Raw genomic sequence first — 26,932 nt, 5'->3', positions numbered from 1 at the left:
GCAGGAGCCCCAAGGTGTGATAGGGATCACGATAAAATGAATATATTTATCTTTATTTGTGACCGTCGTCAAATAAAAAATGCCTGAGACATATAGCCTCAGGCATTTTTTTAATACGAATCAAAACCGCCTTAAGCGACATCGACATTTTGCCTTTAAATTAGCCGGAAAGCCAGCATTGGTTATATTTTAAACATCGAAACATTACCAATGATCACGTTGATATCGAACGCTCAGGGATCGGTGAGATAGTGGATTCGCCGCCAATGCTTGCATGTTTTTCAAAATAACTTTCTACTGCCCGTGATTTAGCAACTTAATCATTGTTTGGGAAGCGTTTGTATCATGCATCCAGCGCACCATGTCCAAGGAAATTTCCGCCTCTGCGATGGCTCTAGATTGCATTTTATTTTCATATAAGGAAATGGAGGATTCCAGATTTACCAGAATATCAGCAGTAAGACATTCACTTAACTCCAGCGCATCAAGCATGGCCAGGTTCACTCCCTCGCCAGACGGAGGCATAAGATGAGCCGCGTCACCCAGTAAGGTCACATTAGGATGAGCGTGCCAGCTTTGGTCAAATGGCATGCAATATTGCGGGCGTAATAATAGCGGGGAACTGGTATGCGCTATAAGGCCAATAAAAAGATGGCTCCATCCTCTAAATTCTTGCTCAGCCCAGGAAACTACTTGCTGTAGATCTGTAAAATCAATATCAATATGCTGTACCCAGTTTTCTTCTTTTTTTAAACTGATGTAAAAATCAATAGAGCCATCTCCTTTGGCAGAAATATGGAAATATTTTTCGTCTGCAAATATGTAGATCTTACCGCCATTCAGCATCTCTTCGATTTCCGGGTAATGCCGAACGTTTCCCTGAATAATAACAGTACCTGCATAGGAATTTTTCAGATCGGTAACAAAGGGGCGAATTCGCGAGTTGGAGCCGTCGGCACCAATAACCAAATCGGCGTAAGCTTTCGTACCATTTTTAAACGTAAGCTCCCATCCTTCGCCCTTTTGCGCCATATTAGAAAATTGGGCGTCCCAAACGATCGTATCAGGCTCCAGTGAGGCCAATAAGATATCCCGCAATGGTCCGCGATCTATTTCCGGTCTCGCATAGATACTGTCCATATCGTCATTTCCTTCGGTTCCCGCTTCATCATATAAGATTTCTCCTTGCTGATCAACTACGCGCCCTTTATCTGCGCCCGGCCTATAGGCTGCTTTAAAAGCTTCGGTTAAGCCCGCAGCTTTGATCGCTTTCAAGCCCGATTCATAATGTAGGTCTAACGTTGCACCTTGCACCCGCGCAGTTTCGTCGAAGTCTCTTTCATACACTTTTACTCCAACACCTTTAAGTTGTAACATCCTGGCCAGCGTAAGTCCGCCAGGGCCGCCGCCTATAATAGCTACTTGTTTGTTTTCTATTATCATTTTTTTTCTGCAAAAATAATTCAACAAATACGAATAGAATAGCCATATTTGATATAAAAATAGCCGTAAATGAATATATCTATTACTGATACGGGTTCCGGCATAGCAAATAAACTGGCAGAAGTTTTAGGAGCTACGGTAAATGGACGATTTATTTACATTCCCCCAAATAAAGGTGGCGGCTATATCACCGGCTTTTCCTGGGGAGATGAGCTGCGAATGATGATCCGGAATTATTACCTGAAAGAGGCCCTTCATATTGAACGTACAAACATATTAGCTAAAGGCCAGACAGATATTATATTTCAACTCTCCGGAATTTTCCCATCAATCGATCCCTATGCCGATGGCGACCGAACAGCAGAGCGGGCTAATATGGTGATTTGCAAACATACAGTGTCATCTGTGATGTCCATGCCGAGCGATACCAATTTTGCAAGTATAACCATTGCAGTTTCCAGGTCTTATCTGAACGCGCTTTTTGATGGCCTTAAACATCCTATTGTGACAAGTATTTTGAAAGGTGATGACGATTTTATTTATGAATCAGCGGTATCTGCAGCTATAATCGACACTGCAGGCTGTTTTCTGCGTCAGGTAGTTCCTGAAAGCCTGGAAAATCAGTTTTATAAGTTAAAATGCAAAGAAATATTGTGCTATGCTATCGGCTTGTTGATGCAGCGTGAAGCCTTGGCGCCAAGCCTTATGCACATACAGGACGTAAAGGCAATTTACAGCATTAAGTTACAATTACAGTCAAACTTAGCTCAGGCACCGGATATTGCGGCGTTGGCCAGGAATGCCCACATGAGCCAGCCAAAGCTTCGCAAAATGTTTAGACAAGCTTTTGGTAGAACGGTGTTTGACTATTACCAGTTTCTGCGAATGCAGGAATCTGCCCGGTTGCTAAAGGAAAAACATCTTTCTGTAAAGGAAGTAGGTTATCAATTGGGATTTAGCAATTTGAGCCATTTTGCGCGGGTTTTTCAAATGTATTATGGTTTGACACCTAAGAAGTTTTCCGCAAGCTGAATGGAGGCCTGTCATTATTGCGGCAACAAGGTCGCTTGTCTGAATACATTTTCTTAATTTTTAGAAATCTGTTGGATGATTTTATATTTAATATCATAGACAATTCCTCGTTAAGAAAAATCAAATAGCTACAAATTTTACTTTAATCATCTCATCTTTTCCCTTAAGTATTTTTACTTATCCAATAAGTTCTCCTTAAAAGTTTATTATTTAAATATCCCTAAGGGCAATTACAAATAACGTTGATCAGCATCGCTGATAACAAAACTCATTAGCCTTCCTAAATTAAATATTCAAATCAAGCAGTTGTGGTTGATAACCTTCTTTATCCTTATAACCGATACATCTTGTAAAAAACCTTGCGCAAGTATATATGTTATGCTATAAGCGCTTACAACCTGGAGGAGTTTTATGCAATATGGCGGTAGAATTAAATTATAAGGAACTTGTAAAAAAATTAAAGGTGCTGGCGAGCGATAAGGACGTCGATCTTGCAGATGATCCTGTTTGTCAGGCTTTGTCTAATGAAACGCCCGCGGATATCGCTTTGGCATTGGAGCAATTACCACCAGAGGAGGCGGGCCGAATCTTCACCACATTTGGTGACCCTTTGGCTGCGGAGGTATTGGCAAAATTAGAGCCAAAGCTTTCCAAAAATATTCTTGGCAAACTACCGGAAAAGCAAATGGCGAATATAATCAACATACTACCACCCCGGGAGGCCGCTATCCTTATCACCGAAGCGCCACAAAAACAAGCAGACAGTTATGTCGAAAATAAGGATGCAAATCGTGAGGTGCTGCAGGAAGTGGATGCCAGATTAATATACGCTAATGGCAGCGCCGGACGTTTGATGACTACCCATTTTGTAAAGTTGCACGTAGGTTCGACCGTTGGTGAAGCTATTGAAGAAATAAGAAAGACGGACCCAGACATAGATCTGCCGGAAGATATTTACATTGTAAAGAAAGAACATAAGAAGAATGACAGGTTAAAGGGCGTAATCTCCATCCGCGGTTTACTAATGGCTGATCCCAGACAAAAAGTGGAAGCGTTAATGGCTAAAGAAGTCGTCTCCATCTCGGCGATCGCTAAAGAGGCAGATGCTGCGGCATTGATGGCCAAGCATAAATTTATGACATTGCCCGTTACCGATAAAGATGGTTACCTGGTCGGTGTCATTCCTGCCGACGACATGATGCAGCTTACGATCGATCGCATGCGCAGCCGTTATGCCAAAGCCGTAGGCACTGATGCCGAGGCAATGGAGCAACTAACACCATTTCAAGCAGCCAAGAAACGGGTTCCCTGGCTGCTTGGTACGATGTTTATAGAATTGATGGCAGGAACGGTCATCTCCCACTTTGACGGTGTATTGAAGAAGGTAATCCTTTTAGCATCTTTTATGCCCGTTATTTCGGCTATTTCGGGGAATGTCGGCTTACAGGCGGCAGCGATTACCGTGCGGGATGTTGACTCCGGCTCTGCCGAACGCAAAGACTTATGGCCGTCTATTAGAAAAGAAGCGGCAACAGCCATTTTAATGGCAGCGGTTTGCGGCTTTGTCCTGGGAGTGATCGGAGCAATATGGTCAAAACACCTGCCGTTCGGAATTGTCATTGGAGGGGCATTGATCTGCTCTATGCTGACAGCTGGAATGATGGGTACGCTGATTCCTGTCCTTTCCAAACGCCTCGGCTTTGACCCTGCCACAACAGCCGGCCCTTTTGAAACAGCTTTTCAGGATGTGGTTGGCTTTGCAGTTTTCCTTTGGCTGGCAACGCTGCTTGAGCGATTTATCGCCTAAGTGCGACAGACATCCGTCAAGTATGCAACCTTATTCATCTCAAAAACCAATATATTTCAATGGGCGACGCGGTAGTCAAGTTTGATATGGTAAAGGCAAAGGCCTTCCACAAAGTCCTTTTGTCGGTGAACCATCACGATAAGGTTTGCCTTGACGGTCTCCGCCATGTGATGCAAGCCCCGCCGTATGTGTTTTTCCTCCAGCTGACGGTAATATATATGAGGATAACTGATCTTGTTGGTCACCTCTTGCAAGAAATCCTGTACCTCCAGATTGTTTTTCGGTGTGCTTTCGCAAAGGTGCGTTAGTAGTAGTTCGGCATTGAAGTGGCCTGCCAGTCCGGATAAGGATTGAACAATATCCAGATCGCCGCGACCCAGATCTGTTGCGAATGCTATTCTAAGAAACGGTTCAAAACTTGCATTTTCCGGCACTACCAGAACTGGCATCACCGAATGGTTTAGCACTTCACGACTATGATTCCCGAGCATCAGGCTCGAAAAGCCCTGGTGGTGATTGCCAATCACTACCAGTACGATGTCCCGATCCCATAACGCCCCCTCAGCGATAAGATCGAACTGTTCCTCTTCGGCCCGGCATTCGATCTGTGGCCTAAAGCCCCGGGCCAGGCCTGCCTGCGTTTCTTCAAGCTGCGTTTTTAGTTTTTCCAGTGCGGACTGACAGTCTTTTTTGATCTCAGAATAGTCTTCCAACGGCCAGGCGATCTGGCTCGCAAGCGGTTGTGCTGACGGCACCCGGAAAGAATGATAGAGTACTATATTGGCATGCAGTTTGGCAGCCAGTGACAGGGCATACTTTGCGGCGTGGTAAGCGCGCTCGGAGAAGTCGGTTAGTACGGCAATCTTTTTCATGGACGAATTGATCTAGTGATACACAAATAACCGTAATCATCGGCCGGCGGCACAGGATCAGCATCAATTGAATTCATGACTGAGATCATTTTTTGAGCCGGATAATGCCTTAGTTTTGCTAATGTTATCTGTTTCTTATGAAAACACTTCAATTAACTTTCGAACATCCCGTTAAGGGCAACCTTCGGTTCCGTGCTTTATCCGGTCAAACCGATCGGCTGCTTACTCTACGGCCATTTGATACGGGTCAGGGACATCTGCTGAAGATAGAAACGGATGAACTGGAAAACGGCCGCTGGGAACTGATTTTAGAATGGGAACATGAAGACCGTAACTTTCAGCATACGCAGGTTTTCGAGGTCGAAGGAGAAACGGGTTTGTTCCAAACTTCTCTATATGCCGATGCCTGTCTTTATCATAGCCGGCATCCCTTGCATTGCATGAACCATTAAATCGCTACCATTTCTCAAATAACCACCGGAAGGGTTTATGTTTGGCGACCGGTTTCAGCCCGAATTCCTTGATGCTTTTTTCTCTGATCAATTCTACGGCTTCTTCGAGATCATCAGTGACCAGGAATAGTGACATATCTTCTTCAGCGATCGTCGTACAGGCTTTCATGTTCTCAATATACCGGATCAGGTCCTGGTGATATTCCTTTCCGAAAATAATGACCGGAAAGTTTTTGATCTTATGTGTCTGAATCAGGGTCAGTGCTTCGAAATACTCATCCATCGTACCGAACCCTCCGGGCATGACGACAAAGGCAAAACTGTATTTCACGAGCAGTACCTTCCGGAGGAAGAACTGCTTCATGTATACCCACTTGTCGAGGTAAGGGTTTGGCTGCTGTTCGACCGGCAGTCGTATATTACAGCCTACAGATCGGCCGCCGACATCTTTAGCACCGCGATTAGCCGCTTCCATAAGGCCTGGCCCGCCGCCGGTCAGGATCGTAAAGCCCAGGCGGGCAAATGCGCCGGCCGCATTCCTTGTCTGCACGTAAAAAGGATGGTCTTCTTTAAATCGCGCCGAACCGAATATGGTGATGCAAGGCCCGATGAAATGCAAGGCGCGGAAACCGCGGATCAGTTCCGTCATAGTTTCGAAAGTAAATTTCAGTTCCTGCCAGCGCGACTGCGGGCCGTCCAGGAACTTGATCTCGGATGTATTTCCCATCATGCAAACCTAAGATACGCTGCGAACAGATTTAGTGACGGTGGTCACGCTCCAGTGTGAGTGTTGTCCTTTAGCGTCCGGCATTCCCGTGCGATGGCCAGCTCTTCATTAGTGGGGATCACTAAGATGCGGGTGCGGGCGTCTTCCAGAGAGAGATCGCGTAATCCCTTTTCTCTTAACTGATTTTTAGCAATGTCGATGCGGACATCTAATACCTCCATGTCTCGACAAACTAATTCTCGTGTTAATGCATCGTTTTCGCCAACTCCGGCGGTGAACACAATGGCATCCAGACCGTTCAGAGCAACGGCATAGGCGCCGATGAATTTTTTGATCCGATAGGTATACAACTCATAAGCCAATTTAGCAGCTGGGGCGCCTTCCTGATAAAGCCGGCTTATGTCCCTCATATCGTTATAACCCGCTAAGGCCAGCATGCCGCTTTGTTTATTCAGCAGTTCATTCAGCTGTTCAGCCGTAAATCCTTTTTGTTGCTGCAGGTACAGCAGCACAGATGGGTCGATCGCGCCGCTTCGGGTACCCATGACCAGCCCATCTAACGGGGTGAGGCCCATGCTTGTATCAATACAATTCCCGGCACTTACAGCAGCCATGCTGCAACCGTTTCCTAGATGAATGGTGATGAGCTTAGCTTGTTGATTTTTCAGCCAGTCCATAGCTTCCCCCGCTACATATTGATGACTGATCCCGTGAAAACCATACACCCGAATACCGTCCTCTTTATAAAATCTTTCAGGGATGGCGTAACGGTAGGCCTTATCCGGTAAAGTCTGGTGAAAGGCGGTGTCGAAAACGGCGATCTGGGTAGCTGATGGAAATAACTTTTCAGCAACTTCAATGCCCTTGATATGTCCTGGATTGTGCAATGGGGCTAAAGGATAAAGTGCCCTGATCTTTTCTTTGACCTCCGCAGTGATAATGGTAGGTTTGGTTAGCGTTTCGCCGCCGTGTACGACACGGTGACCTACTGTTCCGATCTGTGCCGGATCGGCGATCACGGCGATATCCTCACGGGTAAGTAAACCGGCCAGGGCCTGCATCCCTGCTTCGTGATCTTTGACGCTTTGTTCCAGTTTAATGGTCTGGGCTGCACCCGTTTTAAAGATCTCGTGTGTGATCCGGCCTCCAGTCTGGCCGATACGCTCGATGAGGCCATTGCAGACCGGCTGATCGCTGTGCTTTGGAAAAAGCTGGTATTTGATAGAGCTACTGCCCGAGTTGATAACCAATATATACATAGCAAATAAAAATTAGGTGGGCTCGTCCTGGCTTTGGATCGCAGTAATAATGACGGTATTAAAAATATCATCGACGGTGCAACCCCGGCTGAGGTCGTTTACCGGTTTATTCAAGCCCTGCAGCATTGGGCCGATGGCCAATGCTCCGGTTTCGCGCTGGACAGCTTTATAGGTGTTATTGCCGGTGTTAAGATCCGGAAAGATCAGGACGCTGGCCTGACCGGCGACTTCCGAGCCGGGGATCTTCTGTCGGCCGACTACCGGGTCAACCGCGGCGTCGTACTGGATCGGACCTTCGACCTTAATGTCTGGCCGCCTTATCCTCACCTGTTCCGTGGCGCGCCGCACCTTATCCACATCCTCGCCGGCACCGGAAGTGCCGGATGAATAAGACAACATGGCCACGCGTGGTTCAATGCCGAAACGTTTACTGTTGTCTGCGGAAGAAATAGCGATCTCTGCTAATTCTTCTGAAGTAGGGTCCGGGTTCACAGCGCAATCGCCGAACACTGAAACCCGGTCGGCGAGGCACATAAAGAAAATGGAAGATACGGTGGAGATACCTGGTTTGGTCTTGATAAACTGTAGGGCCGGACGTATCGTATGCTGGGTCGTATGTACTGCGCCGGAGACCATACCGTCGGCTTCGCCTTTGTAGACCATCATCGTACCGAAATAAGAGACATCGGTCATCAGGTCGCGGGCCATTTCCAATGTAACATTCTTGTTTTTCCGTAATTCATACAGGGTCAGTACATAATCCTCGAACTGCGGCGCCTGAGCAGGATCGATCACACTGACCTTTTGCAGATCAAGATTCAGGCCCAGTCGCTTTACCGAGGCGGCGATCTCCGCAGGGTCGCCCAGTAAGATCAGTCCGACGAGATCCTGAGTGAGTAGCCGGGCCGCCGCCTGCAGGATTCGGTCGTCGTTGCCTTCGGGCAGCACGATCGTTTTCTTTTGGCGTCGCGCCCATTGCGTTAGTTGGTACTGGAACATGTGGGGCGTTATCGCCGCTGAATGATGCAGCACGATCTTTTCGTTCAAAGCGTCCTGGTCCACAAAACGCCCGAACGTCTCGATCGCCAATCTGATTTTTTTGGTATCGTCAGGGCGGATTCTCGAATGTACTCCTGCGACCAAGTTGGTGGTCTCAAAAGTGCCGGTAGTGACGGCCATTATAGGCACGGTAACCTGCAGTCCCTCTATCAGTCGCATCACTGGTTCTTCCGGTACGCTGCCTGCTGTCAATACGATACCGGCAACTCTTGGATAACTGGACGACATATTAGCCTGCAGCGAACTGATAATAATATCACCGCGGTCACCCGGTGTGACGATCAGCACGTTTTCTTTCAGGTAGTTCAGGAAATTGGGCACCTGCATTGCGCCGGTAACAAAGTTATCCACCGGGTTTTCTAGCAGTGTCTCGCCAAATAATAACCGGCCACGCAGGCGGCTGAAGATTTCCCCCACGCTGGGATTTTCGAGCAATTTGTCCGATGGTATTACAGCGGTCAGGACGTCTGCAGGTATCTGTGCGGCGAGCTGTTCTCTTACCTCATCCGCGTGTGGCGGCGCCAGCCGGTTGACAACGACTGCAAGTACCGGGATGTCCTGTTCCTGGTAAGCCTGCCAAAAATTAAGCGCGTCCTGAACGGTTTCCATCGCTGTTTTGTTGTTCCCTGACACAAGCAATACTACAGGTGCGTTGAGGTTCCGGGCTATGAGACGGTTCAATTCGAATTCTACAGCAGTGCCGCTGCCGGTAAAATCACAGCCTTCTACGATAGTAAAATCGGAAGTCGCTTCCAGCGCCTTGAAACGGCTGATCAGCTGATCCAGGAGTTCGCCCTGCCTGTGCTCCTTGATATAGTGCATCGCTTCCTGCCTTGTAAAGGCCCAGGCATCTTGATAATCCTGGGGTAGCTGAAAATGCGATAGTACCGCTTGAATGTGGCTATCTGCCGGCGCTTCTGCTGAAGTAATCACCGGCTTAAAATAACGGATATGTTGCGCCCGGGCCAGCAGCATGTTCACCAGTCCAAGGGCCACGATGGATTTGCCGCTATAGGGTTCGGCGGAAGCAATAAATATACTTTTTGTCAATGTTACTGATAGGGTTGATGAATAAATGTTTAACGTTTAGCGGAGCGGATTGTTCCGAAAAACTTGCGGTCACTTACGATGATCAGGCTGCTCTACGGGCCTCGACCAAGGCATATTTAAATCCTTTTAGTATGGCCAATGCGTCCTGGATCGCCGTTTGCAACGCAATAAAATCCTCCAGTAGTTTAAGGTCAGGGACCGGAGCGGACTCCAGCAACAGCGGCTCAAGCCGTTTTACAAAATTATCGAGGGTCGTGCGGATGTTGCTATGTATCTGTTTAGCGTTCTGTAGCCGCACGGCGAGGTTGCGCTGACTGTTAGCGGGAATCAGGTGATCACCTGTCGCGGTCAGCTGTTCTTCGAGAAAATGGGTCTCTTCATCGAGAAAAGCAAGGTCGCTCAACCATTGCTTACTTGTCAGGTAAACTTCCTGTAGCTCAAATTCCAGTTCGTGGTCTTCATTGATCGTTTTCATGTCCTGTTTTTTTAATGAAACAAATATCCTTCGCGACACTTAATAAATTAAGGTTTAGCGTCATCTGAAAAAATGACACTCATCACTAATTAACTTCGCTGTTTATACCATTTTTGTCTTATCAGAAAACTTATGCAAACGCAAGATCCTATACAACAAAAAGAACTACGCCTGTTGGACGCTTACTGGCGTGCATCGAATTATTTATCGGTCGGCCAGATCTACCTGCGCGATAACCCATTGTTGCGCGAACCTTTAAAAATAGACCATATCAAGCGCATGTTACTGGGTCATTGGGGTACTACGCCGGGACAGAATTTTGTCTATGTGCATCTTAACCGGGTGATCAAAAAGTATGATCTGAATATGTTTTACATTTCGGGACCTGGCCATGGTGGACCGGCGATGGTCAGCCAGACCTACCTGGAAGGCACTTACAGTGAGGTGTACCCAGATATCAGCCAGGACACGGCAGGGATGAAAAAATTGTTCAGGCAATTCTCTTTTCCAGGCGGGATTCCAAGTCACGTATCGCCCGAATGTCCCGGCTCTCTGCACGAGGGCGGCGAACTCGGCTATTCGCTGAGCCATGCCTTTGGTGCCGTCTTTGACAATCCTGACCTGATCGCCGCATGTGTTGTCGGCGACGGCGAGGCCGAGACCGGACCGCTGGCGACGGCCTGGCATTCGAATAAATTTCTGAACCCGGAGACAGATGGCGTTGTTTTACCCATTCTTCATTTGAATGGTTATAAGATCGCAAATCCGACGGTACTGGCCCGCATCCCCGAAAAAGAGTTACTTTCTCTTTTTGAAGGCTATGGCTGGAAGCCTTACTTGATCTCAGGAGAAGATCCATTAACGATGCACCAGGAGATGGCCGCGTTGCTGGATAAGGTTGTTGAGGAAATTAAAGCGATCAAAGAAAATGCGGCTACCGGCCAGGATGTCACAAGGCCCTGCTGGCCCATGATCATTTTGCGCACACCAAAAGGCTGGACGGGGCCGAAGATGGTGGACGGCATGCCGGTAGAAGGTACTTTCCGTGCACATCAGGTTCCTTTGTCCGATCCCGCGGCCCACCCGGAACACCTGCAGCAACTGGAAGCTTGGCTGAGACAGTACCGGCCGGAAGAGTTGTTTGACGTTAATGGGCGATTGGTGCCCGATTTACTCGCTCTGGCGCCTGCAGGAGAACGCCGTATGGGAGCCAATCCACATACCAATGGCGGCTTGTTATTAAAAAACTTACGTCTGCCGGATTTCCGTGAATATGGCCTGGCGATCGATGAACGAGGGGGCAGCGGGCCCGGCGATACATTGGTTGTCGGCCAGTTTGTGCGTGACGTGATCCGGCTGAACCTGCAAAGCCGCAATTTCCGGGTTTTTGGGCCAGACGAGACGCTCTCCAATAAACTGGATGCGGTTTTTGAGGTTAGTTCCCGTCAATGGGAAGCTGAAACTGTAGAAACGGACGTACTTCTCGCGAAAGACGGCCGTGTGTTGGAGATGCTGAGCGAACACCAATGTGAAGGTTGGCTGGAAGGGTATTTGCTGACCGGGCGACACGGGTTGTTCAATTGTTACGAAGCCTTTATCCACATCATCGATTCGATGTTCAATCAACACGCCAAATGGCTGAAAGTAACGGCAGAACTACCATGGCGGCGTCCCCTGGCCTCGTTGAATATCCTGCTGGCCTCGCACGTATGGCGTCAGGACCATAATGGTTTTACCCACCAGGACCCCGGCTTTATCGATCACGTGGTCAACAAAAAGGCCGGTGTTGTACGCGTCTATCTTCCGCCCGATGCTAATTGCCTTTTGTCGGTCATGGATCATTGCCTGCGCAGCCGGCATTATGTAAACGTGATGGTTGCAGGAAAACATCCGTCCCCGCAATGGCTTTCCGTCAGCGAAGCGACACTGCATTGTGCGAAGGGGATCGGCATCTGGGAATGGGCAAGCAATGATGAGGGCGTGGAGCCTGATGTCGTTATGGCCTGCGCTGGTGACGTCCCGACGCTGGAAACACTGGCGGCGGTATCGATCCTACGGCTGGCATTGCCTGAGTTGAAGATCCGGGTAGTGAACGTAGTTGATCTCATGAAACTACAACCGGCACATGAACATCCCCACGGTTTGAGTGATATCGATTTCGATGCACTGTTCACCAAAGATAAGCCGGTGATCTTTGCTTTCCATGCCTATCCCTGGTTGATCCACCGCCTGACTTATAAGCGAACCAACCACCACCAAATTCACGTACGCGGGTACAAAGAGGAAGGTACGATCACTACGCCTTTTGATATGACTGTGCTAAATGAAATGGACCGCTTTAACCTCGTGCAGGATGTCATTGACCGGTTGCCGCAGTTAGAGGACCGCACAGCGTACCTGAAACAGCAAATGAAGGATAAGCTGATCGAACACGGGCAGTATATCCGTGAGCATGGTATCGATATGCCGGAGATCCGTGAGTGGAAATGGGCTGCGTTACATTGAAAAGGATGAATGCCCGCAATGGAACTGGCATCAGTTCCTGTTTGCATTAGTATTAAATATATTACGCGTTAACCGAGAATCCGTTCTGAACCTTCTTAATAAAACTCCGGAATTAACCTTTATACAATTAAAAGCTTGTCCGATTATTTTTTTTAGCCGAACCCCACTCCAATGAATATGGTAATTTTCTCACAAATAGGTCAGGATATTAAAAAACTGGTATGCGCTAAACACAGTATGCAACCATCGGTAAATGCAGGAAGGAATAAGATCGAAATCAGCTGCTGCTGCAGTACATTCCAAAGCGTCATCAATATTGAACTGGACTATCACATCGGAAAGTTGATCACAAAAAGCAGCTGTTTGAACGGATTACCGTTAATCCGGTGTGCAATAAGTAAAAGGCACTATTGATGTCGAGCGACTTTTCATTTTAGCACAGGGTCTTAGGTTGCAGAATAGATGAATTTACGCTATGGAAAAAACTTGAATTGATGATAATTAAAGACCGGGCTGATCACCTCTTTAATGCCTAACTTTGACCCTCAAAGAAGCCGTAACTGTAATCAAACAATACCATGGCAACGATAGAACAGATCAGGAAAGAATTTTTCATCACATTAGCCAAGAGCGGGCGTGGGATAGCTGTAGATGATGTCGTATTACCCGCCATTGTGATTAAAGACCTTTACAAAAAATATAACTATGAACTCAGTACGGAAGGGTTCAACGAGATCGGAGATCAATTGGAAGAAGATGGTCTTTTTCGCTGGAACGAAGATGGCATGCTGGCCTTAACGGCGATCGGCCTGGACCATATCAAGGAGCATTTGAAAATCTCATGACACGTTATACCGGCAAAGTTAGTTTTTGAAATTAAAGGATGGTTCTTAAATTGGAAGAGAAATTTATTTTTACGTGATATAGTTTAAGATATGAAAAGTTTTGGCCATAAGATCAGGATGCTGCGTCATCAGCACAGTTGGAGCCAGGAGCAGATGGCAAGACAGCTGGATATTTCGATCCCGGCTTTTTCAAAGATCGAAACAGGTGTCACGGATGTCAGTCTCTCCAGGATGGAACAAATTGCCAGTTTATTTGATATCTCCATCGTGAAACTGCTCGCCTATGACGAAATTATGGACACACCTGCTCGTCAAGCGGAACTTGCCGGACTTCTGGAGAAGTTACGCGAGCGTGAAAACGAGGTAATGAACTTGCAAAGGAAAGTGATTCAACTGTTTGAAGCTTTAAAAAAAGAGCGTCAGGTGCCCGCCTGATTCCTGTTCTATCTTTGCATGGAAGTATTGATCGTCGTTACTAATATTGGGAGCTATCACAAAGGCTGCTTGCGTACGGGTCTGTGGCTAAGTGAACTCACCCATTTTTACCAAAAAGCCCAATCAGCAGGTTACGATATTACAGTGGCTAGTCCAAAGGGCGGGGCTACACCAATTGATCCCGTCAGCTTAAGGCCCTTACATCTCGACCGTCTATCTAAAGCATCCCTAAGCATTGACGGCTTCAAGGCGGTACTTCAACAGACCCATACTTTGCAGGAGGTGTCTAACCGGGTATTTGATTGCATATTGCTGACCGGCGGGCACGGAACTATGTATGACTTTCCGAACGATCGTATTTTACAACATATCATCAAAATCCACTACGAGCGCGGTAATTATATTGCTGCTATTTGTCACGGGGTTTCGGGTTTACTTAACGTCTTGCTGAGCGATGGCGAACATCTGATCAGGGGAAAGCAGATCACTGTCTATGACTGGTTTGAGGAATTGCTGGCCCGCCGGCGAAAACAGGTACCCTTTAACCTCGAAAAAGAATTAAAAAGACGCGGTGCTAACTACAAGAAAGCGTTAATACCGATGACCAAAAACGTATGTGAGGACGGCAACCTGATCACCGGGCAAAATCCATTCAGCTCCAAAGCGATCGCTTCGAAATTGCTCGTTCTTCTGAGTCGTCGTCAAAGGTAGTATCCATCGAAAACGGCGATATTTATTACATTTAACCTCATTTAGCCTTCCGGCATAAGACAACGGCGCACAAGATGGGCTGATATTCGTGCGATAATAAAAGAGACGACCATTGCTTATTTTATTTGGATTTAGTCTAAATAAATATTTATTTTGCGCTATAATCGAATGACACCTTATGCAATAAATTCAATGATGCCGGTGGTCCGTCGCCAAACGTCGAACCGGCAGTTTAACAAATCCTTTAACTCATTCAACACAAACCATGAACCCTTTTCTATGCGCTAAGCACTTTTACTTAACATTTCTTTTCTTTTTAGTTACTGTGGTTGCCTTTGGTCAAACAGGACTGATCAAAGGTACCGTCAAAACCGCTGACGGGCAGCCGGCCGTCGCCATCACCATTGGCCTATTCGGCACAGCCAAAGGTACTACTACTAATGAACATGGATATTATCAGCTCAGCAGGATTAAAGCCGGCAACTACACACTGAAAATCAGTGCGATCGGGCTGGCATCCCAGGAACGCAAGGTTGAGGTGGCAGCAGGACAGACACTCACTATCGATTTTGTCCTGAGCCAGGACGCACGTCAACTTGCGGATGTGGTAGTCAGTGCTAATCGCAAACTTATATACGGCGACAAACACTCGGAAACCGTGGCACGGATGCCACTGGCAAATTTAGAGAATCCGCAGGTGTACTCAGTAATCACCAGCGAACTGCTCCGCGAACAGAACATTGGAGATTATAAGACTGCCATGCGTAACGCGCCGGGCACATCGACCATCGCTCAGGCTGGTAACGGACGCTCGTACACATTTATGCGCGGCTTTATCACTGGTAACTGGATGCGTGACGGCTTGGCCGCCTACCAATTTTCTGCAATAGACCCAGCGAATATCGAACGTATTGAAGTGATCAAGGGACCTTCCGGGACGCTCTTTAGTTCTTCGGTGATCTCCTATGGCGGCCTGATCAACAGGGTGACGAAGCGGCCCGCCGACAGCGCATTCACCGAACTGTCGTACACTGGAGGCAGCTTTGGACTTAACCGGGTGACCGCCGATGTCAATACCCCGCTGAATAGCGACAAGCACGTTCTTTTTCGTTTGAATGCAGCGTATGATCATAACGGCAATTTTCAGGACGCTGGCTTTGAGCACAATTATTTTATCGCGCCCAGCTTGACCTACAAAGCCAATGACCAGCTGAGCTTTAATATCAATGCAGAGTTGTATCAACGCCATACCGGCTCGATCAACGGCTTTAATATCGTGGATAATACCTACTGGGCAGGCAAAAGCTTTAAAGACATCCCACTGGATTATAACCGCAGTTATCAGGGCAACGACATTGATACGAAACTCACCAATTATAATATTTTCTTGCAGGCTAGTTACCAGTTCAGCAAACAATGGAAGTCGCAGACACTATTTACCCTAAACGGCGTTTATGCCCCTCATCAGATGTTCTTGGACAAGTATATTATAGATGATCACCAGTTGGACAGGCAGGTTGGTTTGCTGTCGGATAAATACCACCAGTTCGAGATTCAGCAGAACTTTAACGGAGACATACAGATTGCGGGAATACGTCACCGCCTTCTTGCTGGCTTTGATTATACCGCTTACCGTCAGGATCCATATTATTATATATCTACCGACTTAGACGTCATCAACTACACGAAACCAGGAAACTATTTTGTAAGCCGTGCGGCCTTTGACAAGGCTATCGATACCTTAGCAAAATCGCCTTCCGATGAGAACGTTTATAACACAGCTGCCTACTTCGCCGATGTAATCAGCCTGACTGATCGTTTAAATATATTAGCCTCGATACGCGTCGATTACTACAGCGATCATGGTTCACATGATATCAATAGCGATACTTATAGTGGTGCTTTCAGCCAAACCAAGGCTTCGCCGAAGATTGGTGCGGTGTATCAGCTGGTAAAAGGCCAGTTATCTGCTTTTGCCAATTACCAGAATGGGTTCAGTTATACTGGTGCCAAGGATGAGAATGGTAAGTTGTTCAAACCCGAACAAGCTTTTCAGTACGAGGGAGGGTTGAAAATGGAAAGTACCAGTAATAAATGGTCAGCTACCCTGAGTTATTATGACATCCTGGTTAAAGATAAGCTCCGCACAAATCCCGAGAACACCAATTTTTACCTGCAGGACGCTACCCAGCTAAGTAAAGGATTGGAGGCAGAGTTGATTGCCAACCCGTTCAGCGGGTTAAATATCCTGCTGGGCTATGGCTATAATATCAGTAAATATACAAAGGCAGAGGCTGATATCGAAGGCAAGCGCCCCTATGGCACGCCTAAACATCTGTTCAATGGCTGGGCGAGCTATTCAGTCAGGAGAGGTTCGTTAAAAGGCGTAGGTTTGGGCTTTGGTGGCAACTACTCCAGCAGCGCCTATGGGGACGACACAGATCTGGTGACCGTGCCGGCCTACGTACTGCTGAGTTCCACCGTTTTTTATGACCGAGGAGATTATCGTATAGGTTTTAAAGTGGACAACCTGACGAATACCCACTACTGGGGACCGTTTTTGCAACCCCAGCCAACACGCTCTTTTTCATTGAACCTGAGCTATAAATTCCATTGATGATCAGGAAAATATCCGGTAAGATCCATCTCTGGCTTGGGCTGTTATCCGGGCTGGTTGTGTTCGTCAGCCTGTCTGCGGCTGCGGTGTTCGTCTGGCAGGTGGAACTAACTAACTGGCAACATAGCGACCTCGTGTATGTACCGATAGTAGGCCAGCATGAACTGTCTATGGACAGTTTGCTCGCCAGCGCCAAAGGCGCAGAACCCGGCCGTCAAATTACGTTTGCGTCGCGTGACCGGGACCCGCGCAAAGCCGTTGTTTTTGATGTGGTTAAAGAAAATCCGCATCCTTCCTGGTATTATCAATCCACCTACCTCTACAATGAGCAGGTGTATGTCGATCGTTATACCGGTAAAGTGCTGGGTATCGTTAATAACAAAACAGAATTTATCTGGGTGATGTATGCGTTGCACACATCTTTACAGCTAAAATATGAGTTCGGGCATTATATTGTAGGTGGCGCTACACTGATCATCTTCGTCTTGGCGTTCACGGGCATGGTGTTGTGGTGGCCTAAGCATAAGGCAGCATTTAAGCAAAGGCTATGGTTCCGCTGGAAAAACACTACACGCTGGCGGCGAAAGAACTATGACTTGCACAATATCGGCGGAATTTACACCTGGCTTTTTATCTTATTCTTTGCTGCTACCGGTCTTGCCTGGACGTTTGGATGGTGGGAAAGCGGTATCTACCGTTTGTTAGGTGCGGAGCCGAAGAAGATGTTCGCGGAACCCAAAGTCCCACAGGAGCCGGAGAAGACGCCTTTAAGTTATGAGTTGTTGCTGCGGCAGGCGGCCCGACGTGTCCCGCATTGGGAAAATATTGCGATCACCCTACCGGATATGAAGACCGACAGTGCGCAATCACTTTTTTGCGTCGTCAGATACAATACCGGCTCCGGCTGGGATGAATGGGATGAATATCTTTATAATTCACGCAACGGACGATTGTATTATACACTTACCCAAAGCCAAAAGCAGTTGGGCGAAAAGTGGAGAACCAGTAATTATGCGATGCATACCGGCAGCATTTACGGCGTCCCTACTAAGGTCCTGGCTACGATTATCGCGCTTTTTTGGGCTTTAATGCCTGTTTCTGGTTTTTTGATCTGGTGGGGACGGCGGAAGAAGTCCATAAGGCCTGGTCGCCTTGTTCGGCCTGCGGGACCTGTCCGATAAATCTTTTTCTTTCGGAAAAATATAGCTAAAACTTTAGAGCATGAGGTTAAGTAATTTCATGCTCTAAAATATTAACTTAACACATTTTTGCCACGTTTCACTTCACGCTGGACTGAAATAAATTGATCTCCATCGTGTACGTTGTCAATAGGTTGCGTAATTCGTTGCCCCATGGGGCCGTTCTTAGGTCATCTTTGTTTTCTGTGGTAGCGTTAAAGCTATCCGTCTGCTAGTTGCTTATAAAGCTATTACACTTGATTTAATGTAACTTAACTCATCGTTCCTTTATGATTTACCATTATTGGATTTGAACGAACGTTGTGTGCCGGACATATATTTTTTGAGGATGATGGAAATGTTTTGGATATAATTAATTAGGTATTTGCCGGGGGGCTATCTGGACTCATATGAGCAGGTGATGATTTCTAAGAACAACCGTACTGCGACGGCACCGACGTGGTATGTTGAACCACTGGTTCTCTGCCGGCTGTTTCGCAGGAATAAAATTGGCAATCTATGGAATATGAAAGCATCTGGTAAAATGGTCTCCGTTTCACAGCTAAGATTCTCGGCATCACCACAGGCTAAGTCTCCAGTACCAACAGCATACTTTACGAATCCTTTTATACAGAGGTATTGTTTCACCTTACTGCCAAAATCATATAACCGATACATGAACTGTTCATAACATCTTACGATGTTTTTTTAATGGAACAATAAATACAACCTATAGTTGTTAAATAAAAGACATCGCGGTAAATTCTAATGACTGTATATAGATGACGGCGAAATAATAAGGCAAAGTAATGCAGGCAAAACAACTCCTACAGGTACTCAAACATGCAGAACAGGCTGGGAAGATCGTCACATATTTCCGTCAAGCCTATTACATTAATATCGTTTTTGTCGACGGTCACAGTTATGAAGATCCGCAAAAGGCTATCACCGCTATTGATCGTTCTGCGCGAAGGAGAATTGGTGAAAAAGCTGACTTTCCAACTAAAGACCAAAAGAGAGCTTTCCGGCGGAGGAATAATTGAACATAAATATTTATTGGCTTTTGCTCATATTTGTCATAAACTTCCGCGCATGACCACTATTTCGAACGAGCCTATCAATAAAACTTACGTGATCAGCGTATCTTTACTGATTTTTGTGTTACCCATTCTCTCTTATGGTGTGGAGCAGGCATTTCATCACACCCCGATTTCTTACACAGGCTGGGCAAAATGGTTTCTTTTTTACGCTTCTGGCTGCCGGCTTCTCCTGGCCGGTATCCGGCAGGTCAGCAAACCGGCGTTTACCGCTAAAGTAATTTTCCATATGAAAGGTACCGAAAGTTATCCCGTAATCCGCGAACTTGGCTTCTCCAATATTTGTACCGGCCTTGTAGCCATCGCCGCTTTCTTCATACCCGCCTGGCGGATCGTTAGCGCATTCAGCAGCGGCCTCTATTATGGTCTTGCCGGCGTAATGCATCTCGTTAAAACCCCCGCCAGTGTCAATGAGAAATTTGCTTTATATACCGATCTGCTGGTCTTTGCCCTTTTAGCAATTCAGTTCGTGCAGCTTACATAAACCACCGGACCGGTTGATGTTCTAAAAACTCGGTCACACCAAACTTCGTAGCGCAGCGGTATAGGCCTTTACGCAAGGCCAGCAAACCTGTCATTTCCCTTGAAAATTAGTATACTTGCATATGGGTCAAACTGAACGTTTACAAGAAGAATTAGCGGAATTAAATGCCAAGCTTGGTCACATCACTATTCAATTGCAACAGATCGTCCGGGACGGATGCTGCAGACAAGAACTGCTGCTTATTTTACTGCTGGACCATTTTCAACTGATGGAACAGGCCCGCGTCAAACTGCGCGAACTCGTCGGGGAAGACCAAGAACAGCAAAATCTGCTGGACGAACATTTTTTTGAACATGATCTCTTCGAACTCATATCAGCGCACGGCATCACTATCTCAACGGAGTTCAAATCTGATCGAGGTAATTCAGCATAGAAAAACCCGGAAATCATACCGTTAAGATTTATTGTAAATGATTGTTCAATGCAGATGTTATCAGGATTAATTGCCTTATAAGTCAGAGCGACTTCCGGCAGTATGTGAAGCTGGCAGGTTAAGTGAATTTTACCTTATTGACTACCGCGGATATTCCTGTATTGCGCCGAAGAAAAGTAGCAGATAGAAGGGGTCGCACTGTCCCGGAAATTGATAGTTTTGTTTCAGGGATGTTTGCGCTTTTTACTACAGCAACTTATAAGGAATTGAACCGGATTACCTATGTCAGTTGTCGTTAACGATAGCTTTGCGCTTACGGCGCATGTTCACACTATGTTTGCGTAGGAAATTATAAGTTAAGGTAAACCCCATATACTGTTCATTACGGTGGTCGTTCGTGCCGTCAAAGAACAAATATCCCTGTTGAACCGCAACAGCAACTACCTCAGTAACGTTAAAGTTAATGCTATTGCAGATTTCGGTCATCATTCCTTGTTTGGCCTTAAAAACATATCCCCCGCCCAGGCAAAGTGCTTCGGCAAACCTGCCTTTTGAGAAAACGTTTATCGTTGGACGGAATTCGATAAAACGGGAAGTGTCCGGCCCGTGATCTATGGAGCTTAGACGGCCGGTTGCCAAGCCGATATCGAATATTCCAAAGGTGCGGCCAAACTCGATTGCAGGAGAAAAGCGCTGTTCAAAACCACCCTTGGCATTTACGAAGATATTCGCATTGAAAGATAGATAAAAGTATTGCGGCTCCTGATTTTCTTTAGTGGTATCTTTTTCCGTCACTGTATCGCGCTGCACATGGCCGACAAGCAGCGGTTTAGCTGCGGCCGGTATATTTTGTGCAGCCGAATTAACAGTTAGCATAGTAAGGATTATCAATAAGAAAGGGGGAAACAAGGGGTATTGCAAACGGTTCATAGTGAAATTTCACTGATAACAGTCTGAATGGTCAGTGGTTTCAAACATTTTAGGATTAGATCGCTTTTATGTTAAATTATGGAATCATGAACAAAAAGAAAAATCTTTTCGAGCGTTTCGCCAACTGGGCGACCAACGCCACCGGTAGCTCAGCGGCCTTTGTTATCGCAGCCTTGACAGTTATCATCTGGGCAGCAATGGGCCCTGTAGCCAAATATTCTGAAACATGGCAGCTGGTTATCAATACCGGTACCACTATCGTTACGTTTCTCATGGTCTTTCTGATTCAAAAGTCGCAGAACAAGGACTCCAAAGCGATCCACCTGAAACTAAACGAATTATTGGCCTCTCACGAAGGCAGCAGCAACCGGATGGTTGGTTTGGAGGAGCTGAGCGAAGGTGAATTGGATCAACTACGTAAATTCTATGCAGAACTTTCCCGCTTGGCTGTGAAGGAAGACGATATTACCTGTACCCATTCGATAGATGCTGCGGAGGAGAATCATCAGATCAAGCAAGGCCATTATCAGAAACGTTTGAGCTATGCAACTGCCCGTTCCGGACAGCCGACGGAAAAAGATGTGCCGACGACGACAAAAATCAAAAAAAATACTTCGTCGCGTGTTCAAAAACATTGATAAATGATTTATCAATCGTAAAAGGTCTTTGTTAAACTTCGAACAATCTTAACGGTTAATGATGATTATGAACAGCCGAAGTCATCTTGCGATAGAACCATCGTTTAGTAAGTTCTGCCGTGCCCAGGTATAGGATGATGATCAACAGTATCCAGCCATAAAATGTAATTGGCAAAGGGGTAAAACCGAACCAGACTGCTAATGGCGTTAATGGTAAAGTGAGGACCAGTAACAGGATGAGTACCGTAGCAATAGTCAGATATTTGCCCGGCAGGCTTTTAAAAAACGGTAACTTTGTTCGTACGACCAGCACTATCAATGTGGCGGATACCACGGATTCAACAAACCAACCGGTTTGAAAGGTGATTTCACTGGCGCGGAAAATATAAAGCAGTACTCCGAATGTGAGGTAGTCAAAGACCGAGCTAAGCAAGCCAAAAGTGACCATAAAGCGCTTGATGAACTTCAAATCCCAGCGCTGAGGTGACTGAATATTGCTCTCATCTACACGGTCCGTAGCTATAGCCATTTCCGGAAAATCGGTTAGCAGATTGGTGAGTAGAATTTGTTTTGGCAATAGCGGCAGAAACCTCAAAAACAAAGATGCTCCGGCCATGCTGAACATATTGCCAAAATTGGCGCTAGTTGCCATAAATATATATTTCATTGTGTTAGTAAACGTTTTACGGCCTTCAACAATACCCCCGGTTAAAACGCCGAGGTCCTGGCTCAATAAAACGATATCAGCGGCTTCTTTAGCTACGTCTACTGCTGTATTAACTGATATGCCTACATCCGCCATATGCAGGGCCGGTGCATCGTTTATCCCGTCACCCATAAATCCGACTACATTCCCCGCCTTTTTAAGTAGCGTAATGATCTGTTCTTTTTGATTAGGCTCAACTTCGGCGAAAACGTCTGTTAAGGGTGCTTGGTGCAGGAGTGCAGCGTTGCTCATCTTTCGCATTGCAGCCCCTGTTAATATCCGCGGTTGTTCCACGCCGATCTGCGACGCAAGGCTTTTAGCCACTAGTGCATTGTCGCCGGTAATGATCTTCAGTTGTACGCCCAATTCTGTCATGCGGTTCAGGATGGCGGCTACGTTGGCTTTTGGCGGATCGAAAAAGGTAATAAAACCCAGAAAAGTCATTCCCTGCTCATCCTCTTTGGTGAAATTCGTTGAGAGATCGGTATGCTTATAAGCTACCCCTAAGGTCCTGAAACCAGCCTCGCTTAATTGCCGGTATTGCTGCAACACCGCTGTTTTAGCCCCCGCCAGATCCAGCATCTTTCCGTCTGTTCCTTCTACCTGATTACAAATAGATAAAATTATTTCAAGCGCGCCTTTGGTGATGGCCAGGCTTTCTTTTTCACGTTTTACCTGTACGGTCAGTCGTTTGCGAATGAAATCGTAAGGTATTTCTGTCTGCACCACGTATGCAGTTGAATTACCGTCATAGGAGCTGCATATCGCTTCATCAATAGGATTACGGAAGCCTTGCTGCAGCGAGGCGTTGAGCCAGGCATATTCAAATACTTTGCTGCTGTGCCTGCCGCTGCTGTCTAAGGTGTCCTTCACGGTTACTTTACCCTCGGTGATGGTGCCGGTTTTATCGGAACACAGGATATCCATACTACCGAAATTCTCTATAGATGAAAGTCGTTTAACGATAACCTTCTGATCGGCCATCCGCCGTGCACCCGAGGATAGGTTAACGCTGATAATGGCAGGTAGCAATTGCGGTGTCAAGCCTACGGCCAAGGCAAGCGAAAACAAAAATGAGTCGAGTACCGGTTTATGAAGAAATACATTGATGCCAAAAATTAAGATCACCAGTATCAATGTGATCTCCATCAGCATATAACCGAATTTGCGTATACCTTTTTCAAAATCCGTTTCAGGGGCCTTCGCCTGTAGTCCGGCCGATATTTTGCCAAACTCTGTATCCTTACCGGTCTTAACAACCAGTACATTTGCTTTACCACTGATCACGTGACTGCCCATGAAGACAGCATTGGTTCTTCTTGCCAGCGGTGTTTCCGTGGCGACAATACCCGGTTTTTTTTCCACCGGATAAGTTTCGCCGGTAAATGCGGCCTCGTCCACAAATAGCTCTTGGGAATTAAGAATAAGGCCGTCACCTGGTATAATGTCACCTGCGGATAAGATAATGACATCGCCGGGAACTGCCTGCTCTACCGGTATACTTTTTTTCTGGCCATTCCTCAAAGCATCGCAATGCAGCTGCACCATTTTCAACAAGGCTGCTACAGCATTGGCTGCGCCTTTTTCCTGCCAGAAACCCAAAAAACTGCTGATCAGAATAATAACCAGGATGATAATCGTATCGGGCACATCGCCTAAAACTGCGGATAGCAAAGCCGCAATGATTAACATGATCGTAATCGGACTTTTGAACTGTGACAGAAATAGCAGGAACAGTGACGAGCTTGGACCTACAATAATGCTGTTCAGTCCGTACTGTGCCAGCCTGGCGACAGCGTCATCGTCATTAAGACCATTGCCATCAGTCGCCAACTGCGCAATGGCCTGTTCTTTGGTCATGCTCCAGAAATTAAGGGAGGGCTCCAATATTTTTTCCATTTGCATTTCGTTTTTTCGGGCTTTTTGAATGGTATGAATGTATTTTCATTCACATCATTTGTCCTGCAATCATTATACAGGCTTTATTTTGACCATGAGCATTTCATTATAACCATAATATTCTTTTATTATGGTTCAATTTATATCTGATCAATAAGATCGCCCATTGTCCTATAGCAAATTTACCCTTCGTTGAATTGCTAACAAATGATGAAGGTCATTTGGTATTAAAAAGTAGATAATTTGATCCTCGGTTGGTGGAAAAGTGCGATAGTTATGTTCATTTGGTTATGCTGAAATTAACCTTGGACAAATTTGAAAACAAATCGATTATTAAAAAATATGCACAATGCTCCTGACGTAATTAATGAAATTTGACAATGACAGCCAAATTAATTATTGGCTTGGATGTTAGCGTATATGAATAAATCTTTGGATATTTTGTGATTACAGGTGAATTTAACAGATGTGGGAAGAGATAGCATGCTTGGGAAATAAGACAAGCCGTAGTTTGACGAAGGTGGGAAATATATAGCGCCGGCATAGAGCAGGCAGTGGTTTTTAGGAGGCAGGATTTGGACATATGGCCCGTTGTTCGCAACAGGCCATACAGTGTCCCAGAGTAAGTATAAAAGCGGTTAAGTTCCGCCGAAATCAACTGCCAATCCGGACCTAGCTAAATAGTTAGCTGTCGCGTTGCCTCGTATTCTTGTAGTTTAATATTTCTGAAATTTCCAGTACAGGTGCGATCTGATACTCCAGGTAAGGATAAACTAACAAAAAATCGGTATCGTAAAAGCCTGATTGCCGGGCGAGGCCTACCGGATCAAGTTGCGTCATATCGGGAAGATCAATTATGCAAATTTGCGGTGTTAATTTCGCGGCATCGTAAGAAACATTTACAAATTTATGGGTATGGCGGTCAAATAAATAAAACGGTTCCGCTCCGTTTTTATCTGATACTGCACGGTTAATTTCCAGATAATTATCTGGAACATTTGTTTCAATGAGTTTTCTGGCCTCCCAATCTATGGTGAAGTCATTTCCAGCAATATCAATGTGCGGTAATTTGCCGCCGATCCGTTCCTTTACCGCCTTGCTGCTGGCCTTGACTTTTTTTTCATCCAGAAGTACCGGCATCAGATCATAGATCGTATCATAAAATTGACCGTTATAAGCAAAATGATCGCAGGCAGCATCAAATAGGCCAAGGCTTATATCCTGCTCTATCAGGCGGGTAATACCATATTCTCCCTTTATGCGGGTCGCTTCACCCATGATACCCATATTGATTTCATGAAAATTGTGCGTATAGTCCAGGCCGAAATATTCGGCGGTTTGAGCAACGGCGTTTAAGTTCGGATCATAACGGCTGCGATAGTTGATGATATTATCTTTTTGGCTCAGATCAAAGAAAACACCACATTCTTTCCCGACGAAGGAAGGCAGGCCAAAGCCTTGCGATGCCAGTTCGGAAAAACAGCTGCGCATCCGTTTTAAGCTATTTTCCGGACCACGAAAGGTTACGGAGTTGCAGCAAAGATTTGCCATGAAAATTGATTTAACGTCCGCGCCTACGTCCTGAATCCTGACGTAAGCGCGCTTTATTTTCTTCAATAAATTCTTCGAGACCAATACCCGTTATGGGTTTAAGATTGGCTGAATGCTTAAGCGTCACGGGGCTATGTGCAAGCAATCCTGCTTCACCCAACCCGCATTCGCGGGCCAGTGCTACCGGGTCAAGGCCGTATTCATTAGGGATCTCGGCAATAATGACATTATCAGGCATTTCGGTTACCGTTTCATTAAAATCAAAGACGTTATGTTCCCCGGTATCATAAAAGAATACATAATTTAAACCATCTTCCGACATATCGAGATCTTTAAAGCTGATATGTTTCCAGGGTTCGGCTGTTTCGCGCATTTCGCGCAGCCGCCAGTCAACGGTAAAGTCAGTTCCGGCGATATCGATATGCGGCAATTCCCCCGAGAGCCTGCGGGCGGTTGCTTCATCACCGAAATAGATGCCCCATTTTTCATCATGACTGCGCAGGTTGATACTGGTGCGCAAAATCGCGGAGATCCCGCCAGGGTTAAGTAAGAGTTTCACCGGAATTTTAAAGTCACTGCCGTTGATTTCAGCCCTAAAAAAGTTCTTAGTTAAAGAATAGCCCAAGGCATCCATGGCAATAGTATTATCCGGACGGTTATACTGTCTGAGTTCCTGTTTATCAGTATCGATGATAAAGGGACGGTTGTCCATGACTAAAATATGCAT

At 46.2% G+C, this 26,932-nt stretch carries 22 protein-coding genes; 12 read left to right on the top strand and 10 right to left on the bottom strand.

Annotation, left to right across the window (positions count from 1 at the left end; translation table 11 throughout):
* Positions 1-294 precede the first annotated feature (294 nt).
* Positions 295-1,443, bottom strand: coding sequence for an FAD-dependent oxidoreductase (locus G7092_RS02135; protein ID WP_166085746.1), 1,149 nt, complete (start codon positions 1,441-1,443; stop codon positions 295-297).
* A gap of 69 nt (positions 1,444-1,512) precedes the next feature.
* Here G7092_RS02135 and G7092_RS02130 point away from each other — a divergent pair, with 69 nt between their 5' ends.
* Together G7092_RS02130 and mgtE are read left to right on the top strand one after the other, a co-directional pair.
* Complete coding sequence (locus tag G7092_RS02130) at positions 1,513-2,475, top strand: helix-turn-helix transcriptional regulator (RefSeq protein WP_166085744.1); 963 nt, start codon at positions 1,513-1,515, stop codon at positions 2,473-2,475.
* Positions 2,476-2,893: 418 nt separating this feature from the next.
* The gene (gene mgtE / locus G7092_RS02125; protein WP_166085742.1) at positions 2,894-4,282 is read left to right on the top strand and encodes a magnesium transporter; all 1,389 of its coding nucleotides are present in this window, start codon (positions 2,894-2,896) and stop codon (positions 4,280-4,282) included.
* A 56-nt stretch (positions 4,283-4,338) separates the two neighbouring features.
* Here mgtE and G7092_RS02120 read toward each other — a convergent pair whose 3' ends face one another.
* Complete coding sequence (locus tag G7092_RS02120) at positions 4,339-5,154, bottom strand: universal stress protein (protein ID WP_166085741.1); 816 nt, start codon at positions 5,152-5,154, stop codon at positions 4,339-4,341.
* 137 nt (positions 5,155-5,291) lie between these two features.
* On the opposite strand from G7092_RS02120, the gene G7092_RS02115 reads away from it, so the two are divergent.
* Entirely contained in the window at positions 5,292-5,606 is a 315-nt protein-coding gene (locus tag G7092_RS02115) for a hypothetical protein (RefSeq protein WP_166085738.1), read from the top strand.
* 4 nt (positions 5,607-5,610) lie between these two features.
* Here G7092_RS02115 and G7092_RS02110 read toward each other — a convergent pair whose 3' ends face one another.
* From G7092_RS02110 to G7092_RS02095, 4 genes are all read right to left on the bottom strand, one after another.
* On the bottom strand, positions 5,611-6,336 hold the full coding sequence (locus G7092_RS02110; RefSeq protein WP_202985197.1) for an LOG family protein: 726 nt from the start codon (positions 6,334-6,336) through the stop codon (positions 5,611-5,613).
* A 41-nt stretch (positions 6,337-6,377) separates the two neighbouring features.
* Entirely contained in the window at positions 6,378-7,592 is a 1,215-nt protein-coding gene (locus tag G7092_RS02105; protein WP_166085736.1) for an acetate/propionate family kinase, read from the bottom strand.
* A gap of 12 nt (positions 7,593-7,604) precedes the next feature.
* Positions 7,605-9,701, bottom strand: a complete 2,097-nt coding sequence (pta, locus tag G7092_RS02100) for a phosphate acetyltransferase (protein WP_166085734.1) — start codon at positions 9,699-9,701, stop codon at positions 7,605-7,607.
* 82 nt (positions 9,702-9,783) lie between these two features.
* Positions 9,784-10,176: a hypothetical protein gene (locus G7092_RS02095; protein ID WP_166085732.1), complete on the bottom strand. Its 393-nt coding sequence runs from the start codon at positions 10,174-10,176 to the stop codon at positions 9,784-9,786.
* Positions 10,177-10,308: 132 nt separating this feature from the next.
* Here G7092_RS02095 and G7092_RS02090 point away from each other — a divergent pair, with 132 nt between their 5' ends.
* From G7092_RS02090 to G7092_RS02055, 8 genes are all read left to right on the top strand, one after another.
* The gene (locus G7092_RS02090) at positions 10,309-12,681 is read left to right on the top strand and encodes a phosphoketolase family protein (protein ID WP_166085730.1); all 2,373 of its coding nucleotides are present in this window, start codon (positions 10,309-10,311) and stop codon (positions 12,679-12,681) included.
* A gap of 578 nt (positions 12,682-13,259) precedes the next feature.
* Positions 13,260-13,526: a hypothetical protein gene (locus G7092_RS02085; RefSeq protein ID WP_166085727.1), complete on the top strand. Its 267-nt coding sequence runs from the start codon at positions 13,260-13,262 to the stop codon at positions 13,524-13,526.
* Positions 13,527-13,616: 90 nt separating this feature from the next.
* Entirely contained in the window at positions 13,617-13,961 is a 345-nt protein-coding gene (locus G7092_RS02080) for a helix-turn-helix domain-containing protein (RefSeq protein ID WP_166085725.1), read from the top strand.
* 69 nt (positions 13,962-14,030) lie between these two features.
* Entirely contained in the window at positions 14,031-14,672 is a 642-nt protein-coding gene (locus tag G7092_RS02075; RefSeq protein WP_235953760.1) for a type 1 glutamine amidotransferase domain-containing protein, read from the top strand.
* 265 nt (positions 14,673-14,937) lie between these two features.
* Entirely contained in the window at positions 14,938-17,289 is a 2,352-nt protein-coding gene (locus tag G7092_RS02070; RefSeq protein ID WP_166085721.1) for a TonB-dependent receptor, read from the top strand.
* A complete protein-coding gene (locus G7092_RS02065) occupies positions 17,289-18,470 on the top strand; it encodes a PepSY-associated TM helix domain-containing protein (RefSeq protein ID WP_166085719.1) in 1,182 nt (393 codons plus the stop codon). The genes G7092_RS02070 and G7092_RS02065 overlap by 1 nt, the downstream gene beginning before the upstream one ends.
* Before the next feature lie 921 nt (positions 18,471-19,391).
* On the top strand, positions 19,392-20,048 hold the full coding sequence (locus tag G7092_RS02060; protein ID WP_166085717.1) for a DUF6790 family protein: 657 nt from the start codon (positions 19,392-19,394) through the stop codon (positions 20,046-20,048).
* A gap of 121 nt (positions 20,049-20,169) precedes the next feature.
* Entirely contained in the window at positions 20,170-20,481 is a 312-nt protein-coding gene (locus G7092_RS02055) for a hypothetical protein (RefSeq protein ID WP_166085715.1), read from the top strand.
* Between the two features lie 285 nt (positions 20,482-20,766).
* Here G7092_RS02055 and G7092_RS02050 read toward each other — a convergent pair whose 3' ends face one another.
* Complete coding sequence (locus G7092_RS02050) at positions 20,767-21,357, bottom strand: hypothetical protein (protein ID WP_166085713.1); 591 nt, start codon at positions 21,355-21,357, stop codon at positions 20,767-20,769.
* A gap of 140 nt (positions 21,358-21,497) precedes the next feature.
* On the opposite strand from G7092_RS02050, the gene G7092_RS02045 reads away from it, so the two are divergent.
* Positions 21,498-22,049 carry a low affinity iron permease family protein gene (locus tag G7092_RS02045; RefSeq protein ID WP_166085711.1) on the top strand — a complete coding sequence of 184 codons (552 nt, stop codon included), beginning with the start codon at positions 21,498-21,500 and terminating at the stop codon, positions 22,047-22,049.
* Positions 22,050-22,104: 55 nt separating this feature from the next.
* Here the strand turns inward: G7092_RS02045 and mgtA are convergent, their stop codons facing one another.
* The 3 genes from mgtA to G7092_RS02030 all read right to left on the bottom strand — a co-directional run bounded on the left by mgtA (position 22,105) and on the right by G7092_RS02030 (position 26,932).
* A complete protein-coding gene (mgtA, locus tag G7092_RS02040; RefSeq protein WP_166085709.1) occupies positions 22,105-24,654 on the bottom strand; it encodes a magnesium-translocating P-type ATPase in 2,550 nt (849 codons plus the stop codon).
* A 684-nt stretch (positions 24,655-25,338) separates the two neighbouring features.
* Positions 25,339-26,205 (bottom strand): hypothetical protein, encoded by an 867-nt coding sequence (locus G7092_RS02035; RefSeq protein WP_166085707.1) that lies wholly within the window; start codon positions 26,203-26,205, stop codon positions 25,339-25,341.
* A gap of 10 nt (positions 26,206-26,215) precedes the next feature.
* Entirely contained in the window at positions 26,216-26,932 is a 717-nt protein-coding gene (locus tag G7092_RS02030; protein WP_166085705.1) for a hypothetical protein, read from the bottom strand.

Source organism: Mucilaginibacter inviolabilis (assembly GCF_011089895.1).
Classification (GTDB): Bacteria; Bacteroidota; Bacteroidia; order Sphingobacteriales; family Sphingobacteriaceae; genus Mucilaginibacter; species Mucilaginibacter inviolabilis.
The sequence above is the reverse complement of the archived record's forward strand: the minus strand, read 5'-3'. Positions and strand labels throughout refer to the sequence as shown.

Coding starts and splice junctions, on each gene's coding strand:
- G7092_RS02135 (WP_166085746.1), bottom strand. CDS start 1,443: ATGATAATAGAAAACAAACAAGTAGCTATTATAGGCGGCGGCCCTGGC.
- G7092_RS02130 (WP_166085744.1), top strand. CDS start 1,513: ATGAATATATCTATTACTGATACGGGTTCCGGCATAGCAAATAAACTG.
- mgtE (WP_166085742.1), top strand. CDS start 2,894: ATGGCGGTAGAATTAAATTATAAGGAACTTGTAAAAAAATTAAAGGTG.
- G7092_RS02120 (WP_166085741.1), bottom strand. CDS start 5,154: ATGAAAAAGATTGCCGTACTAACCGACTTCTCCGAGCGCGCTTACCAC.
- G7092_RS02115 (WP_166085738.1), top strand. CDS start 5,292: ATGAAAACACTTCAATTAACTTTCGAACATCCCGTTAAGGGCAACCTT.
- G7092_RS02110 (WP_202985197.1), bottom strand. CDS start 6,336: ATGATGGGAAATACATCCGAGATCAAGTTCCTGGACGGCCCGCAGTCG.
- G7092_RS02105 (WP_166085736.1), bottom strand. CDS start 7,592: ATGTATATATTGGTTATCAACTCGGGCAGTAGCTCTATCAAATACCAG.
- G7092_RS02095 (WP_166085732.1), bottom strand. CDS start 10,176: ATGAAAACGATCAATGAAGACCACGAACTGGAATTTGAGCTACAGGAA.
- G7092_RS02090 (WP_166085730.1), top strand. CDS start 10,309: ATGCAAACGCAAGATCCTATACAACAAAAAGAACTACGCCTGTTGGAC.
- G7092_RS02085 (WP_166085727.1), top strand. CDS start 13,260: ATGGCAACGATAGAACAGATCAGGAAAGAATTTTTCATCACATTAGCC.
- G7092_RS02080 (WP_166085725.1), top strand. CDS start 13,617: ATGAAAAGTTTTGGCCATAAGATCAGGATGCTGCGTCATCAGCACAGT.
- G7092_RS02070 (WP_166085721.1), top strand. CDS start 14,938: ATGAACCCTTTTCTATGCGCTAAGCACTTTTACTTAACATTTCTTTTC.
- G7092_RS02065 (WP_166085719.1), top strand. CDS start 17,289: ATGATCAGGAAAATATCCGGTAAGATCCATCTCTGGCTTGGGCTGTTA.
- G7092_RS02060 (WP_166085717.1), top strand. CDS start 19,392: ATGAAGATCCGCAAAAGGCTATCACCGCTATTGATCGTTCTGCGCGAA.
- G7092_RS02055 (WP_166085715.1), top strand. CDS start 20,170: ATGGGTCAAACTGAACGTTTACAAGAAGAATTAGCGGAATTAAATGCC.
- G7092_RS02050 (WP_166085713.1), bottom strand. CDS start 21,357: ATGCTAACTGTTAATTCGGCTGCACAAAATATACCGGCCGCAGCTAAA.
- G7092_RS02045 (WP_166085711.1), top strand. CDS start 21,498: ATGAACAAAAAGAAAAATCTTTTCGAGCGTTTCGCCAACTGGGCGACC.
- mgtA (WP_166085709.1), bottom strand. CDS start 24,654: ATGGAAAAAATATTGGAGCCCTCCCTTAATTTCTGGAGCATGACCAAA.
- G7092_RS02035 (WP_166085707.1), bottom strand. CDS start 26,205: ATGGCAAATCTTTGCTGCAACTCCGTAACCTTTCGTGGTCCGGAAAAT.
- G7092_RS02030 (WP_166085705.1), bottom strand. CDS start 26,932: ATGCATATTTTAGTCATGGACAACCGTCCCTTTATCATCGATACTGAT.